General features: G+C 40.2%; 15 protein-coding genes. 7 read left to right on the top strand and 8 right to left on the bottom strand.

The window, feature by feature from the left end:
* Window position 1: 1 nt before the first annotated feature.
* The gene (ctpA, locus tag ACOWPH_RS25690) at window positions 2–1,237 is read right to left on the bottom strand and encodes a carboxyl-terminal processing protease CtpA (RefSeq protein WP_015212946.1); all 1,236 of its coding nucleotides are present in this window, start codon (window positions 1,235–1,237) and stop codon (window positions 2–4) included.
* Between the two features lie 343 nt (window positions 1,238–1,580).
* Between ctpA and petB the strand changes: the two genes are divergently transcribed.
* From petB to ACOWPH_RS25675, 3 genes are all read left to right on the top strand, one after another.
* On the top strand, window positions 1,581–2,228 hold the full coding sequence (gene petB / locus ACOWPH_RS25685) for a cytochrome b6 (RefSeq protein ID WP_015212945.1): 648 nt from the start codon (window positions 1,581–1,583) through the stop codon (window positions 2,226–2,228).
* A gap of 275 nt (window positions 2,229–2,503) precedes the next feature.
* Window positions 2,504–2,986: a cytochrome b6-f complex subunit IV gene (petD, locus tag ACOWPH_RS25680; RefSeq protein WP_015212944.1), complete on the top strand. Its 483-nt coding sequence runs from the start codon at window positions 2,504–2,506 to the stop codon at window positions 2,984–2,986.
* A 250-nt stretch (window positions 2,987–3,236) separates the two neighbouring features.
* Entirely contained in the window at window positions 3,237–3,680 is a 444-nt protein-coding gene (locus ACOWPH_RS25675; protein ID WP_015212943.1) for an ATP-binding protein, read from the top strand.
* Window positions 3,681–3,917: 237 nt separating this feature from the next.
* Here ACOWPH_RS25675 and ACOWPH_RS25670 read toward each other — a convergent pair whose 3' ends face one another.
* Window positions 3,918–4,634 carry a pirin family protein gene (locus tag ACOWPH_RS25670; RefSeq protein WP_015212942.1) on the bottom strand — a complete coding sequence of 239 codons (717 nt, stop codon included), beginning with the start codon at window positions 4,632–4,634 and terminating at the stop codon, window positions 3,918–3,920.
* 272 nt (window positions 4,635–4,906) lie between these two features.
* Complete coding sequence (gene pyrE, locus ACOWPH_RS25665) at window positions 4,907–5,542, bottom strand: orotate phosphoribosyltransferase (RefSeq protein ID WP_015212941.1); 636 nt, start codon at window positions 5,540–5,542, stop codon at window positions 4,907–4,909.
* A 101-nt stretch (window positions 5,543–5,643) separates the two neighbouring features.
* Between pyrE and ACOWPH_RS25660 the strand changes: the two genes are divergently transcribed.
* Window positions 5,644–6,078: a hypothetical protein gene (locus ACOWPH_RS25660; RefSeq protein ID WP_015212940.1), complete on the top strand. Its 435-nt coding sequence runs from the start codon at window positions 5,644–5,646 to the stop codon at window positions 6,076–6,078.
* Window positions 6,079–6,402: 324 nt separating this feature from the next.
* Here the strand turns inward: ACOWPH_RS25660 and ACOWPH_RS25655 are convergent, their stop codons facing one another.
* Entirely contained in the window at window positions 6,403–6,903 is a 501-nt protein-coding gene (locus tag ACOWPH_RS25655; protein ID WP_015212939.1) for a GNAT family N-acetyltransferase, read from the bottom strand.
* A gap of 112 nt (window positions 6,904–7,015) precedes the next feature.
* Between ACOWPH_RS25655 and blaOXA the strand changes: the two genes are divergently transcribed.
* On the top strand, window positions 7,016–7,891 hold the full coding sequence (gene blaOXA / locus ACOWPH_RS25650) for a class D beta-lactamase (protein WP_015212938.1): 876 nt from the start codon (window positions 7,016–7,018) through the stop codon (window positions 7,889–7,891).
* A gap of 20 nt (window positions 7,892–7,911) precedes the next feature.
* On the opposite strand, the gene ACOWPH_RS25645 is transcribed toward blaOXA, so the two are convergent.
* The 4 genes from ACOWPH_RS25645 to patD form a co-directional block, all read right to left on the bottom strand.
* Window positions 7,912–8,631: a class I SAM-dependent methyltransferase gene (locus ACOWPH_RS25645; protein WP_015212937.1), complete on the bottom strand. Its 720-nt coding sequence runs from the start codon at window positions 8,629–8,631 to the stop codon at window positions 7,912–7,914.
* Between the two features lie 84 nt (window positions 8,632–8,715).
* Window positions 8,716–10,359 carry a dipeptide ABC transporter ATP-binding protein gene (locus ACOWPH_RS25640; protein ID WP_015212936.1) on the bottom strand — a complete coding sequence of 548 codons (1,644 nt, stop codon included), beginning with the start codon at window positions 10,357–10,359 and terminating at the stop codon, window positions 8,716–8,718.
* Window positions 10,360–10,516: 157 nt separating this feature from the next.
* Window positions 10,517–12,364 carry an ATP-binding protein gene (locus tag ACOWPH_RS25635; protein WP_015212935.1) on the bottom strand — a complete coding sequence of 616 codons (1,848 nt, stop codon included), beginning with the start codon at window positions 12,362–12,364 and terminating at the stop codon, window positions 10,517–10,519.
* Window positions 12,365–12,526: 162 nt separating this feature from the next.
* Entirely contained in the window at window positions 12,527–12,877 is a 351-nt protein-coding gene (gene patD / locus ACOWPH_RS25630) for a heterocyst frequency control protein PatD (RefSeq protein WP_015212934.1), read from the bottom strand.
* Window positions 12,878–13,176: 299 nt separating this feature from the next.
* Between patD and ACOWPH_RS25625 the strand changes: the two genes are divergently transcribed.
* A complete protein-coding gene (locus ACOWPH_RS25625) occupies window positions 13,177–15,453 on the top strand; it encodes a RelA/SpoT family protein (RefSeq protein ID WP_015212933.1) in 2,277 nt (758 codons plus the stop codon).
* Window positions 15,454–15,624: 171 nt separating this feature from the next.
* Window positions 15,625–16,344, top strand: coding sequence for a class I SAM-dependent methyltransferase (locus tag ACOWPH_RS25620; protein WP_015212932.1), 720 nt, complete (start codon window positions 15,625–15,627; stop codon window positions 16,342–16,344).
* Window position 16,345: the final 1 nt, after the last annotated feature.

The following is a 16,345-nucleotide window of genomic DNA, read 5'->3' as shown; positions in this document are numbered from 1 at the left end:
ATCACTGCGAACCAGCTACTACCAAATTTTTGGTCAACAATTCCACAGCGGCTTGATATTGGCTATCTGCTTCTGTGGCAATTTGGTCACGGGTAATTGGTGTTTGGGTAATTACCGTGTCTGGCTTAATACCTAGTTTGTTAATGTCTCGATGGTTGGGAGTTTCATATTTAGCAATTGTCACTGCCAATCCAGAACCATCGGATAATTCAAATAACGATTGAATTAGACCTTTACCAAAAGTAGTTTCACCTACTAACTGGGCGCGACCGTTATCTTGCAGCGCACCGGCCAGAATCTCACTAGCACTAGCAGTCCCTTGATTCACCAATATTACTAATGGGTCTGGTGTTAAAGCTTGTCCAGAGGCTTCAAAATTGCCCTGAATACCTTGACGATTGACCGTGTAGACAATTGTGCCGGAATCTAACCACTGACGAGCAACTTCAATGCCCGCTTGTAATAAACCCCCTGGATTATTTCGCAAATCGAGGATATAGGCAACCGCGCCTTTTTTTTCTAAACTAGAAATAGCGTGTGCTAACTCCATAGCTGCATTAGCATTAAATTGAGTGAGACGCAGGTAGCCAATGGGTTTTCCTTGGGGGGATAAACGCAAATCAGCTACAACAGGATTAAGTTCAATGCGATCGCGCATCAAGATAATTTCCTGGTCTGTTTCTCCCTCTCGGCCAATCAAAAGTGATACTACACTGCCGATAGGACCGCGCATTCGGGACGCAGCTTCATCAAGAGTCAGATTTTCTGTAGATAATCCTTCAATCTTCAAAATGCGATCGCGTGGTCTTAAACCTGCCTTCTCTGCCGGCGAACCCTCAATAGGTGTAATTACCTCCAAAATACCCGTTTGGGGATTGAGGGCAATTTGTAAACCCACACCCGTCAGTTCACCAGAAGTATTAACTTGCAAACTGCGGTACTGCTCCGGGTCTAGAAACCTAGTAAAAGGATCATCAAGGCTTTTCAGCATCTTCTGAATTGCCGTGTATGCTGCCTGGTCATTTAGCAGCGGCTTCTTTAGAGCCTGTTGCCGCACATCCGACCAGTTTTGATGATTAAACGTCTCATCCAGATAAGAGCGATTAACAATTCGCCAAACCTCAGAAACCAGCTTTTGCTCCTGAGTCAAAGCGATCGCAGGTGAGATGAATGCCCCAAAAATCAAGCAAAAACCCAATAGCAAGGAAAATCCCCACCTAAAAACCTTTTTATTCATGTTCACCTCAACCCAAATTAGCTCTAACTGTCCAGTTGCCACGTTTTTGATGAAATCTATCTCTCGACTATGTTACTTTTTTTATAGAAGAGGTGCATTGCTCTCATCAAGTTGTCATCAACAGCTGCTGTGCATATCCCTCCTCAAAAACGATAAAATCTACTTTGGAACCAACATTTTCAGCGTTGGCTTGCAAAGAGATCGCAATATATTCGATATTTACAGAGTGTTAAGTTTCTGAAAATCTTAACGATTCTGCAAGAAAGCTACTCTTTGTGAAAATCCCAAAATTGCTATTGGGAGATTTATCAACCGCAACCAATTTTTAGGAACTTAAGATTGTATGGCCAACGTTTATGACTGGTTTGAGGAACGCTTAGACCTTGAAGCGCTCGCTGAAGATGTAACCAGTAAGTACGTCCCTCCCCACGTCAACATTTTTTACTGTCTAGGTGGAATCACCCTCGTTTGCTTCCTCATCCAGTTTGCTACTGGATTTGCGATGACATTCTACTACAAGCCCACAGTAGCTGAAGCTTATTCCTCCGTTCAGTACATCATGAATGAAGTCAACTTCGGCTGGCTAATTCGCTCCATTCACCGCTGGTCAGCCAGCATGATGGTACTAATGATGATTCTGCACGTCTTCCGAGTTTATCTAACCGGTGGTTTCAAAAAACCCCGCGAACTAACTTGGGTAAGTGGTGTCATCCTCGCTGTCATCACAGTTTCCTTCGGTGTGACTGGTTACTCCCTACCTTGGGATCAAGTTGGTTACTGGGCTGTAAAAATCGTTAGTGGTGTACCCGAAGCAATTCCCGTAGTTGGGGTTCTAATTTCTGACCTACTACGTGGTGGTTCTAGCGTCGGTCAAGCGACCCTAACCCGCTACTATAGCGCCCACACCTTTGTTCTACCTTGGTTGATTGCAGTATTCATGCTGTTCCACTTCTTGATGATCCGCAAACAAGGTATTTCTGGGCCTTTGTAACTGAAAATTATCACTAAATAGGTAAAAACAGTTTCCAGATCAGAGTCGTTTGTTTTAAACTTAGGGCAAATAACATTTAAGTGAAAAACAAACACTATGCTCTGAAGCTGTAAGCATTGAAAGCTACAAAAACTTATTTCAACTAGCAAGACAGAACTTAGTGTCATACTAAATTTGTGGCTTTCAACCAGACGCACAAACGTGCGGCTTACCTAAATAGCTGATGGCTTTCACAAATGCTTTAACTTAATTTAAGCAGGAGAGCAAATTTCAAAATGTCAACGCAAAAAAAACCGGATCTCAGTGATCCTCAGTTAAGAGCCAAACTTGCCAAAGGCATGGGTCACAACTATTATGGTGAACCCGCTTGGCCTAATGATTTGCTTTACGTGTTCCCAATCGTGATTATGGGTTCATTCGCTTGTATTGTCGCTCTAGCAGTCCTAGATCCCGCCATGACTGGTGAACCAGCGAATCCCTTTGCTACCCCCTTGGAAATTTTGCCAGAGTGGTATCTATATCCCGTTTTCCAGATTTTACGCTCCCTTCCTAACAAACTGTTAGGAGTATTGGCAATGGCAGCCGTACCCTTGGGTCTGATTCTCGTTCCCTTCATTGAGAACGTGAATAAGTTCCAAAACCCCTTCCGTCGTCCAGTAGCAACAACAGTATTTTTGTTTGGTACTTTTGTAACTATCTGGTTAGGTATTGGTGCTGCATTGCCATTAGATAAATCTCTGACTTTGGGACTGTTCTAACTGATTTGTTCCACAAAGTACTATAATGCCTGTGATTTTAAAGAGCATATACCTAGTTATGAGCCTAACAACTTAGCCACAAAGCTTACATAGTCCATTAGTTACTCATATTCCCGGCTAATATGCTTTTTAAAAAGCACAGGCATTGATTTTCAAAGTCTAAGTTTTGGATATAAGATCAAAGCTATTGCTAAATCTCAAACCAACAAAACTAGCATTTTTTATTTACTTAATATTCAAGTCACGGTCAATGCTTACCATAGTGCAGCAAGACCATCTGACGGTAAAGAGCGATCTGAAGCTCCTAAACCAGGTGCAACAATGGTTTGAAAAATTCTGTCTGCAATATTTAACTCAATACGGCTGGTCAGAAAGCCAACTCTATCGCCTCAATTTAGCATTAGCAGAAGGCTTTACCAACGCAGTTCGCCACGCTCATCGTTCTTTACCACCAGATATAACGATAGATATCGAAGTGAGTCTATGGATTGACCGACTAGAAATGAGAATTTGGGATTATGGAAAACCATTTAATCCTGATGCGATTATTGAGCCAGAGCCGGGTACTCTACAAGTAGGTGGGTATGGATGGTTTCTCCTCCGACGCTTGGCAGATCACGTTGTTTATGAACGTGATGCTGATAACAGGAATTGTCTACTGATTGTCAAATATTGTCTGGAAGGGCAACATTAGCTTCAGAGACTTCCAGTCGATTTATTTCGATAGTGATTAAAGAAGATTAAGCAGAAAAAGCCCAATATTTGCCAAATATTAGGCTTTAAGCTTTAGGTTGAATTTTTGTTTAAGAGACTTCCAAATCAAAACATATCCCAAAATTTCTTGTGGTGCAGGCCGAAAAGCCTGCTAAAAATAGAAGGACGGGCAAGATGCCCATCCCACAAGATTGGATCATCTTTTTTGTGGAGTTCTCTAAGCTAAGTCAAAAAGCAAGATTTCCGCACTGAGATTTGTACTAATTTCTAGTTTTTGTTCTCCAGTAATTTGTACTCCGTCACCGGCTCTTAGTTCTTGACCATTGAAAGTTGCTTCACCTGCCGCTATTTGTAGCCAGGCATAACGATGAGGTTGGACATGATAATTGACAACATCACCCTTTTCTAAAATAGATGCGTATAAATCAATATCTTGGTGAATAGTCACAGCATCATCACGTCCATCTTTAGCTGCGATTAATCTCAGTTTTCCTCGCTTTTCTGCCGCAGAAAAAGCCTTTTGCTCATACCTTGGTGATAATCCTGATGTGTCTGGTAACATCCAGATTTGCAATAAATGTAACTCTTCAGTTTTGGAGTGATTAAATTCGCTGTGCATGATACCAGTACCCGCACTCATAATCTGTGCGTCACCGGGACGAATTACTGAACCTGTACCCAAACTATCTTTATGTTCAACTGCACCTGATACAACATAGGTGAGGATTTCCATATCTCGATGTCCGTGAGTAGGAAATCCAGCCCCAGCAGCAATGCGGTCATCATTAATCACTCTTAAAGAACGAAATCCCATGCGTTTGGGATCATGAAAGTGACTGAAGGAAAATGTATGATAGCTATCGAGCCAGTCAATTTGACTACGACCGCGTAGATTTCCGTCATGAATTATGTAGTTAATCGTATTTTGAGACATTATATTAAGTCCTACTAAGTTCATAAATTACAGCAGAATTCAGGAGTCAGGAGTAAAAATGGCTTGGTGTTTAGGGTTAAATTTTGATTTTGTACCTTATTGATCTGCAATCTGCTGTATTTAGGAGTACTATACAGTTTAATATGTTCCCCTATAAGATGAAAAGTACGCACTTAAAAGTTGCATACTTACCAAAAAGACACTATTAAACCGCGCTTTATTCCTGACTGTGGAGACGTTCCCTGGAACGTCTCTAAGGTATTTGCCGATTACTAATGATTTGAAACTTTCGTGAGTATCTGCTGGTAACGTTCTTGTAAATCCCGAATTGAAAACAGGACATCAAATTGCAACCCATTAGACTGATATAACTCCGCTCCCCCTTGTAATCGGTCTATCAAAGAAATTACTCTATTGACTGTATAACCTGCTGCTTGTAATCGTTCTACAGCTTTCAGTGCAGATTGCCCAGTAGTAACAACGTCTTCTAAAACCACTACTTTTGCACCTTGTGGCAAACTAGGTCCTTCTATATAAGCCATTGTTCCATGACCTTTAGCTTCTTTGCGAATAATCAAAGCTGGTATGGGTCGATTTTCATAGACGGAAACTACACTCACCGCTGAAACTATGGGGTCAGCCCCCAAGGTTAAACCTGCTACTGCTTGTGTATCTTTCGGTAAGAGTTGTAACAAAAGTCTGCCTACTGCCAAAGCACCTTGAGGGTGGAGTGTTACTTGTTTACCGTTAATATAGTAAGAACTCTGCTGTCCAGAAGAAAGAACAAAATCACCTTCTTGATAAGCAAGTTGGCAAAATAAATCTAGTAACTTCTGACGTAGGGTTGTTAAATCAGTAGTAGTTGCCCAAATATCCGATTGGTTAGATGTTTCAGTAGAATTAGACATTACAAACAGTTAAAAGTTGTGCTACACCAAAGGTTAAACTCATGAGAGTTCTGAGACTAAGCATAAATTAAGATTCGACCAAAAATTGAGGAGTAGTAAATATGGGTATAAAATGGCAAGGCTTTGGTGGATTATTAGTACTCCTGACTACTAGTACTGCTTTTCCTGTAGTTGCAGTTGCTCAGATGCAAGCAGATAGTTATGAAACAACGAGTGATAGTTTCGAGAGAGCTTATTTTCGCCATGATCCTAACTTTTACGATAATGGCAGTTTAAAGCGTCAGGTAGATTCCTTGCTGGGGCCGGGAGGTAAGTTTGGAACAACTTTCCCTGATAATGAAATAGCGAAAGATGCTGCGTTGGTTAATACTCTTTATCGTGATGTTCTCACCCAACAAAGTATGAATGATCCATATCTTCGTACCCCTGATTTACCGAATCCTTACGACACTTCTTTGTTGATGTCTCCTAAGTACAATGCTAATCAGCTAAAAGTTGGTACTGAATACAACTTTGATACTTTAACTGCTCGATAAAAATTCTGTTTGCGGCTTCGGTGCTGAGTGTTGAGTGGTGGCTAGTTACAATAATTCGTAATTGATAATAATGCCTCCGGCAGGCTATGCGAACGTAATTTGTAATTGCAATCAGTGGAGGCTTGAACCTATCACTGATTGTAGACCACTAAATCTTGGATTTAGTGGGGGCTTGTACCCTCTTTAATTACGAATTACGTAGCTTGCGTCCGCGTAGCGGTATTACGAATTAGTAATTATTTGGTCAATCTCAGGACTCAGGACTTAAAAATATTGTTATACGATTTCGTGTACGCAGTTGGTGATGGCTAGTTAAGGTATTCTTTATTCTGGTTCCCCAACTCGCAACCCCATAATAATTAAATCCCTTTCTACACCAGCTAAATCGGCTATTTTGGGCAAATGCCCCCAATGTTGAAAGCCAAATTTTTCAAATAGCTTCAAACTGGGGTAATTATGGGCAAAAATAAAGCTAACTAACGTTTTTAAACCTAAATTCGGACTTTCGTTGATTGCTTGTTCTACTAGTTGCTTTCCTAAACCACGTTTTTGAAAGTTTGGGGAAATGTAAATACTAATTTCGGCTGTGGAATGGTAAGCTGGTCTGCCATAAAATGATTGGAAACTTAGCCATCCAGCGATCGCATCATCTACCTCAATGATCCACAGAGGGCGTTGTGAGGGTACTCGTCCTTTAAACCAAGCCATGCGACTTTCCACAGATACAGGTTCTAAATCGGCTGTGGCCATGCGGCTAGGAACAGCAGCGTTATAAATATCTACAATTGTCGGTAAGTCTGTTTCTGTGGCATGGCGGATGGTCATTGCGGCTATTTGGGCAAAATTCTTAGTAAAATATTTACAAATAATACACTGTCACCGGAAAATTTATTCGGTTTTCTGTTGATTGTACTTTAATCTAAATGGAGAGAAAATTTTGTTTCGTATTTGGCGATCATCTCTGGTGCTGCGCTCCGCGCAATCGCTCAGTTTTGTGTTCACAGTCATAATTATTATTAGCTTAGGATCAATATATGTCCAGGCTCAACCCTCTTCTCACTCATCTGCACATTCAGCAAAAGTGAGTGTTAAAGTCCCAGATTTAGGACGGCATTTCCAAAAATTTGGGGTTGAAGGATCGATCATAATTTATGACTCAAAGAACAATCTCACCTACGAACACAATCCTCAGCGCAATGCCACAGCAATGACTCCGGCTTCAACTTTCAAGATTTTCAACGCCTTGACGGCTTTAGAAACGGGTGTGATTGCTGATGATGTGGCTGTCCTAACTTGGGATGGAATTCACCGGGATTTTGAGGGTTGGAATCAAGATACGAATTTACGTCAAGCCTTCAAAAATTCCACTGTCTGGTTTTACCAAGTTCTAGCACGTAGAATTGGATATGAAAGAATGCAGCAATGGATTGATAAAGTTGGCTATGGCAACCGTCAAATTGGCACTGCCGCAGATATTGATCGTTTCTGGCTGCAAAGTCCATTGAAAATTACACCCAAGGCCCAAATTAATTTTTTGCAACGATTGTATGCAGGTAATTTACCTTTTACAAAACGAACAATGGATGTTGTTAAAGATATTATGGTGCGGGAACAGACTCCAGACTACACGCTACGTGCTAAGACAGGGTGGTCAATTACTAATAAACCACAAATAGGTTGGTTTGTTGGCTATTTGGAACAAAACAAAAATGTCTACTTTTTTGCTACGAATATTGACATCAATAAACGAGATGATCTAGCTGCCAGAATCGAGATTACACGCAGCAGCTTGAAGGATATAGGGTTGCTATAATTAATTCCCTAAATTTTCTCTCAAAACCGAACTTTGTACAACTCGAATAATTCTCCTAATTGACGTTTGACTACTTTACCACCCGCTGTTTTAATGGTTTTTTCCCATTCAGTCCCAGATTCTAGAAATACTTCAGCACCTAAATAAGTTTCTAGAACTGCCCAATCTTCTGCTAAAGGCTGTTCTGAATTTAGGATGTCAAATACAAAATGTCCATCTGGTTTCAATACCCGTTTGACTTCTAGTAAAACGGCTTGCCAATATTCTAAGGGAAAATAACAACTAAATCCTGTAGCTATGACTAAATCAAATTGATCTGAAGCGTAGTTTAGATAATGTGATGCTCCTAATTCCACACCTTTAAAAAGTTTGGAGTTTAATTGTGAACCACGGGAATTGAGAGTATCTCTGGCTATATTACTAATTTCCTGCCCATAAAAAAATGCTTGCCAATCTCGCCAAGGATAGATTAAAAAGCTGACACCGCAACCAATATCTAAGCAGTGTTGGTTTTTTTGAATTTGAGCGATTTCCCAAAAAGGTGATACTATCCTATCGCCTAATAAGCCAGTTTTCCATTCCTGAAATATTGGCATTGCTTGTACTTCTTCTGGTACTTCAAAGGGTTGATTTTGATATTGTCGATTGAAGCGATATGCTATTTGTGCTATTCTTTCTTGCCATTTATCTGATGGATTTGTATTAGTTGTGTAAGGTTTTGAGGGTGAATTTTTAGACATTAATTACTTTGGTAATTGATAATTGGTAATTGGTAATTTTATTCTGACTCCGAACTCCGAACTCCGAACTCCGAACTCCTAATATTAAGCTTTCGCTAATAGGGGTGCAGCGGCTAGGAGAGTTTTGGTGTAGGGGTGTTGGGGATTAGAGAAAATTTCTTTGGTGATGCCTAGTTCAACTATTTTACCGCTATTCATGACGGCGATGCGATCGCACAAAAACCGCGCTAACCACAAATCATGGGTGATGAATAGGTAAGTTAGCTCAAATTCGGCTTTTAGTTGCAACATCAAATCTAGAACTTGTGTCTGCACACTAGCGTCTAACATACTTACGGGTTCATCGCAGATGACTAGTTTAGGACGAGTAATTAAGGCGCGTGCGATCGCTACCCGTTGTTGTTGTCCCCCAGATAAATCAGAAGGATAACGCTGATAATAAATTTCTGCTGGTGATAATCCCACTTTATCTAACATCCACAAAACCTGTTCTTTTGCTGCTCCAGTATTAGCTAAATTGTGAATTAATAAAGGATCAGCAATACTTTGTCCTACCGTCATGGCTGGATTTAAACAAGCATGAGGATCTTGAAACATCATTTGTATTTCTCGCCGGGAAGAGCGAATTTCTTGGCGTGATAAATTAGTTAATTCCCTGCCTAAAAATTCAACTTTCCCAGATGTAGGGCGAATTAATTGTAAAATAGTTCTAGAAAGTGTACTTTTACCACAACCAGACTCACCAACTAATCCTAATATTTCCCCTGGATATAGTTCTAAATTAATCCCATCTACAGCTTTAATTGTTTGACCTTCTCCTTTAAATAGGCGTTCAATAAAGTTAGGTTCAATGGTATAATGTTGTTTGAGTTCTGTAACTTTTAAAATCGGGGATAGTATAGGTTTTTCCTGGTTTTCTGATTCTGCTTCCTGTTCTGCCTGAATGTGTAAAGCTGCTTTGAGGAGAGATTGAGTATATTCGTGTTGGGGTTGTTTAAATACAGTTTCTGTTTTCCCCATTTCTACTATTTTACCTTGATACATCACACCGATGCGATCGCAATATTCACCCACCATTGCTAAATCATGGGAAATCAGCAATAAACCCATATTCTCTTCACCACATAATCGGGTTAATTCTTGTAAAATTTGGGCAGAAACGGTAACATCTAAGCTAGTTGTAGGTTCATCAGCCACAATTAGTTTAGGATTGAGAAGGAGCGCCAGTGCGATCGCCACCCGTTGACGCATTCCACCGCTAAACTCATGGGGATACTGACTCCAGCGACTAGCGGGAATTTTCACCTTTTCTAAGGTTGCCAGTGCTTTTTCCTTGGCTTGCTGTTTTGATAACTCTGGTGAATGAGCCTGAAGCGTTTCAATACAATGATTACCAATGCTCATTAGTGGATCAAGTCGCGTCATTGGATCTTGAAAAATCAGTGCTATCGACTCTCCGCGAAACTTTCGCATCTGGTTTACTGTTAAATCTAATACTGATTGTCCGTGAAAATTTACTTTTCCCTCAATACGACTAGAGGAAGGTAACAAACGCATCACAGCCTTGCCAATTGTGGATTTACCACAACCTGACTCTCCCACCAAACCCATTCTTTCACCGGGTTGGAGGATAAAAGATACATCATCAATTGCCCAACTTGCTTCTTCCCCACTACGTTGTGGATAAGCTACACGCAGATTTTCAATACTAAATAAGACTTCATTCATAAATTAATTATTAGCCTGGCGCTATCAGCTTTTATTAAATCGTAAATTTAAGATAGTTTATCAGATTTAGTAAAAGTACAAAATATATAGGAATCCGGGTTGTTCCCTGTTAAGAGTTCTCTTTTGAAAAACTCCAGCTTCTCAACCTGGATGAGGTTTATGTATGTTTGGTCGGCAAATGAATGATAAATTCTGTTCCCTTTCCATGTTGAGAAACACAATTTAGCTTACCATGATGTTTTTCCGTGATGATTTGGTAGCTGATAGACATTCCTAAACCTGTCCCTTTGCCAACATTTTTAGTTGTAAAGAATGGATTAAAAATCTTGTTTTGTACCTCTTCACAAATACCAGTTCCATTATCAGCAATGGTAATTTGCACTAATCGTGAATCCACCAAAGAAGTGCGGATAATAATTTGGCTAGGATTTGCTTGCATTTGCTCATAATTTCGCCCAGCATCGACCTCATCTAGAGCATCAATCGCGTTAGAAAGAATATTCATAAATACCTGATTAAGTTGTCCAGGATAGCACTCTATCCTAGGCAAATCACTATATTCTTTGATAACTTGAATGGCTGGGCGGTCATGTTTTTCTTTCAGAGAATGTTGTAAGATCAACAATGTGCTATCAATACCTTCATGAATGTCTACTGCTTTGAAATCTGCTTCATCTATCCGTGAGAAGTTGCGAAGAGATAAGACAATGTTGCGAATGCGTTCAGCACCCATATTCAGAGAAGCAAGTATTTTCGGTAAATCTTCCTGGATAAACTCTAGATCAATTTCTTTAGCCTTAGTTTCAATTTCAGAAATTGGGTCAGGATAGTACTGTTGGTAAAGTTGTACAAATTCCAGCATACTTTTAGCATATTCATCAACATGAGTGAGATTACCAAAGATAAAATTAACTGGATTATTGATTTCGTGTGCGATACCTGCAACCATTTGGCCCAAGGCGGACATTTTTGCACTTTGTACCATTTGGACTTGAGTGTGTTGTAGTTCCTCTAGAATCTGTTGTAGGTCAGTATTTTTTTCCCTAAGTTCCTGGGTTCTTTCTTGAACATTTTGTTCCAGAGTTTCTTTATCAGCTACAAGTGTAGCATTAGCGATCTGTTGCTGCTGTAATAGTTCCTTCACCGAATTAATGAGTTGATTAAAAGAGTTAGCTAAAACACCTATTTCATCATGACACTCAATAGTAGCTTGTAAATCGAAATTAGATTCTTCTGTGGATCTGCGGGCGATATTGGTCAGAGATTGAATAGGTTTAGCGATCGCACGACTGGTAACAATTGCCAATATAATCGATATAGCCATAGATAATCCGATGCTGCTAATCACGATTCCCTGAGCAATATTATTTGAATGCGCTAACATCCTTTCTGCTTGATGGGATATCTCGTATGAGTTCTGAATTATTTCTACCAGATTATCTGATATACCATCATATCTGATTGCTAAATCGCCATTTGTAAATTGTAGTAGTATTGTTTGAGCTTGAGCAAATTCTGTGGGTGACTCCAGATTCAACAAGCTAATTTGCCGCATTCGGCTATCTAGTTCTCTCAAGTAAAGTTCCGGAATACCGGCATAAGTTTTCAATAATTCTGGTACTTCTGGTGAATGTAATTTATAGTCTGACGGAGGCTCATTTTCTACAAAATTCTTGAGTTCATCCCAAGATTTCTGAATTTCCGTTTGATGATAAGTTATGTGAGCATATTCTTCCCGAAACTGTTTTGGGTTTGACAACCAAGGGATTAACTGTTGTTGATAGGTACGTGTTCGGAGAAGACTAGCTTGCAAACGATGGAGTAGTTCAACTTCGTTACGAGTGTGTTTCTCTTGTAGAAAAGCTTGTTCGTAATAATAACTACCGATACTAAAGCCAGTAACTGTTCCGAAAACAGCAATACTCAGAACCAAGGCATATCCTAAACTAATGCGCTGACCTATTCCTAAAGATAGCAATCGGTATCTGAAGCTGAATTTCGACATACAATTCTCTGGTTTTGGAACAAATGACTGTTAGTCTAGAGTTCCCATTCTGTCTATAAAATCTAACACCAGATCTCAGGTACCTGAGATCCCAATTTTGATCTCACAACTCTAGCACAAAACACTTTTAAACCTGAATTTTGGCATAACTTGCGCCATGATTTAATCTTCTGGTGCTTCTTGTTGCAGTATGGCATGGCAATATTGAATTAAAGTTGTAATGCGATCGCTGATAGTTTTCATTCTCGCCTGTGCTGTTGATGACTGCCTAGCGCCTTGGAAAAACATCATATCTATTTCCAAAAGACGCAGTTGCTTACTCATCTCCGTCTGATAAGACTGTTCTCGCCAGTCTACATCAGACAAAGGCACAATTTGCTCAACAAACCATTGCCGCAGAACAACCAGACGCTGCCTCAGTGTAGGGGCATCTAATCGAGTTTCTGTAACATCAGAGGATAATTGCTCTAAGAATGTTGCGAATTCCTGATATTTCTTAAAATTCAGAGACATCCAGTGCTAGTTAAGATAGTATTAGTGTCAAGAAAATTTTCTTCTACAATAAACTTTTTTAAGGACTTAATCAAATCAACAGCCTCAATTTATGCTTTGAGGCTTTGTTTGCCATTAATCAATGTTTACCTTTATGCGTTTAAACACCCGCAATGGATGATGATCATAGGCAATTAGAGCAATCATCCTCACATTGGTTTTCCTACCCGTCCGTATGGTAACAGCATCTTCATTATGGCGATGCTGTCATTTTCGTCTATATCTCACTTATCCACCAAAAACCCAATAATTTCTCTTGTATGAGCAGCTTACTTCTTGATTCCTCAGTAGATGTCAGTCTTCCGGAATGGCTTAAGAAATGTTTACGAGAAACATCCGTCAAAAGCAGCACAGCAGAAAATGACCGAACGCATAGCGATATTGATTTGATTTGTCGAGCCTTTAAATATGCCTATCAACTGCATCAAGGACAATACCGCAAATCTGGAGAAGCATATATTGCTCATCCGGTTGCTGTAGCTAGCTTGTTGCGAGATTTGGGAGGCAGTCCTGCTATGATAGCAGCTGGATTTCTTCATGATGTAGTTGAAGATACGGAAGTTACAATTGAACAGATAGAAGAACTTTTTGGAGCCGAAGTACGGCTATTGGTAGAAGGTGTCACCAAGCTTTCTAAAATCAATTTCACCAGCAAAACTGAAAGCCAAGCAGAAAACTTCCGACGAATGTTTTTGGCTATGGCGCAAGATATTCGGGTAATTGTGGTGAAGTTGGCAGACCGTTTGCATAATATGCGAACCTTGCAATATATGTCAGAAGCAAGTCGTCGCCGCAGCGCCCAAGAAACGCGAGATATATTTGCACCTTTAGCCAATCGCTTGGGAATTTGGCGAATTAAATGGGAATTGGAGGATTTGGCGTTTAAGTATCTCGAACCTGACGCTTTCCGCGAAATCCAGCAGCACGTTTCGGAAAAACGGACAGCGCGAGAAGAAAAATTGCTCAAAACTACAGATGTTTTGCGAGAACGTTTGCAGCAAGCTGGAATTCAGTGTTTGGATATTAGTGGCCGCCCCAAACATCTTTATAGCATTTATCAAAAAATGCACCGGCAACAAAAAGAATTTCATGAAATTTACGATTTGGCAGCACTGCGAATAATTGTGCAAACCAATGAAGAATGTTATCGCGCTTTGGCTGTTGTTCATGATGCTTTTCGCCCCATTCCTGGAAGATTTAAGGATTACATCGGCTTGCCAAAACCCAACCGTTACCAGTCGTTGCATACTGGGGTAATTGGTTTAACTGGCCGCCCCTTAGAGGTACAAATTCGGACTGTGGATATGCATCATATTGCTGAATATGGGATTGCAGCACATTGGAAGTATAAAGAAACAGGCAGTTCTACTAATAACCAAGTGACGAATTCAGATGAGAAGTTTACTTGGTTGCGACAATTGTTAGAATGGCAAAGTGATTTAAAAGATGCTCAAGAATACTTAGATAGTGTTAAAGACAATTTATTTGAAGATGATGTTTATGTCTTCACCCCTAAGGGGGATGTCGTACCTCTAAGTCCTGGTTCTACGAGTATAGATTTTGCTTATCGAATTCATACAGAGGTGGGAAACCATTGTGCAGGTACGCGGGTAAATGGACGCATGGTGCCATTATCAACGCGCCTACATAATGGGGATATTGTAGATGTGATTACGCAAAAAAATAGCCATCCCAGTTTAGATTGGTTAAATTTTGTCAGGACTTCGGCGGCGAAATATAGAATTAAACAATGGTACAAGCGATCGCGCCGGGAAGAAAATGTGGCGCGGGGAAAAGATTTATTAGAAAAGGAATTGGGTAAAACTGGTTTTGATAACTTGTTAAAATCTGACGCAATGCAAACTGTGTCTGAAAAGTGTAATTATCACAGTGTTGAGGATTTATTAGCCGGTTTAGGTTACGGTGAAATTACTTTGAATCTGGTGCTAAATCGCTGGCGAGAAGTGGTGAAAGCAGATCAACCTGTGGCTGATGTAATCCCATTTTTACCCAAGGAGTCATCATCAAAAACCGCACGAGAAACACAACCAACTACATCCCGTGCTAGTGATTCACCAATTCTTGGGGTTGAAGGGTTGGTTTATCATGTAGCTGGTTGTTGTACGCCGATTCCAGGTGAAGGGATTATTGGTGTGGTGACAAGAGGTCGTGGTATATCTATCCATCGCCAAGGCTGTCATAATGTGGATAGTGTGGAATGTGAACGCTTAGTACCTGTAAGATGGAACTCAGCGGTAGAAAATAGCGGTCGTCCTCACACTTACCCCATTGATATTCAAATTGAGACTCTTGACCGAGTGGGGATATTAAAGGATATTTTATCGCGGTTGAGTGACCAAGGCATAAATGTCCGTCATGCTAACGTGAAAACAGCTTTGGGACAACCGGCATTGATAGATTTGGGCATTGATATCCGCGATCGCAATCAATTAGAACACTTATTTGTGCAAATTAAAAAAATGAGTGATATTCTTAACATCCGTCGTGTTGGTCAAGTGGAAGAGTCACAGGGGTAATTGTTTGGGAGTGCGTTAAACAGTTTAACTATTTAACGCCCCAATTTGAACTGGTTCAATAAATATATGGATATGGAGTAGCAACAAAGCTGGAATTGTAGCGGAACAGCAGCACCAGTAAAAGTAGATTCCCCAGTCAGGAAGACATTAATCAAATTAATAACCAGCAATATGACACAAATATTTCCCGGTGAAGTATTCGCCGAAACCAAAGATTTTGATCTGGGTATCCGCCAACTATTACCTCGCTATGATGAAATGTTAGAGGTAATTATCCGTTGCTTACCTACGACAACTCATCGGATTTTAGAATTGGGTTGTGGAACTGGAGAACTTAGTTTAAAAATCCTCAAGCACTTTCCAAATGCTGAAATCATCTCCCTCGATTATTCACCACGCATGATCAAATTTGCTCATGCTAAAGTTGTTGCTGCCGGATTTGCAACCCGATGGACTGGTATTGAAGCAGACTTCGGCGAATGGGCAAATTATCCAGAAAAGTTAGAGATAGGTACAGATTTTAATGCTTGCGTTTCATCTTTGGCTATTCACCACCTTACAGATGAAATGAAACTCAGGTTAACGCAACAAATTGCTATTAATCTCATTCCTCAAGGCTGTTTTTGGAATGCTGATCCCACTCTCCCAGAAACACCAGCCTTAGCAGAAATATACCAAATAGCAAGAGCAGAGTGGGCAAATCAACAGGGCATAAATACAGTAGAAGTTCGTAGTAAAGTTGGCAAATCTGATACTCAAGGTTATTCTAGTCAAGACCAACTAGCTACCCTTGACACTAATCTACAAATGCTAAAAAAGGCTGGTTTTGCTACTGTAGCTGTACCTTGGAAATATTATGGTCTGGCTGTGTTTGGTGGTTGGATCGGTTGAT

Origin of the sequence: Anabaena sp. PCC 7938, assembly GCF_049315035.1 — a bacterium.
Lineage (GTDB): Bacteria > Cyanobacteriota > Cyanobacteriia > Cyanobacteriales > Nostocaceae > Anabaena > Anabaena cylindrica.
Note: the sequence above shows the minus strand (reverse complement) of the source record. Positions and strands in the feature narration are given on the sequence as shown.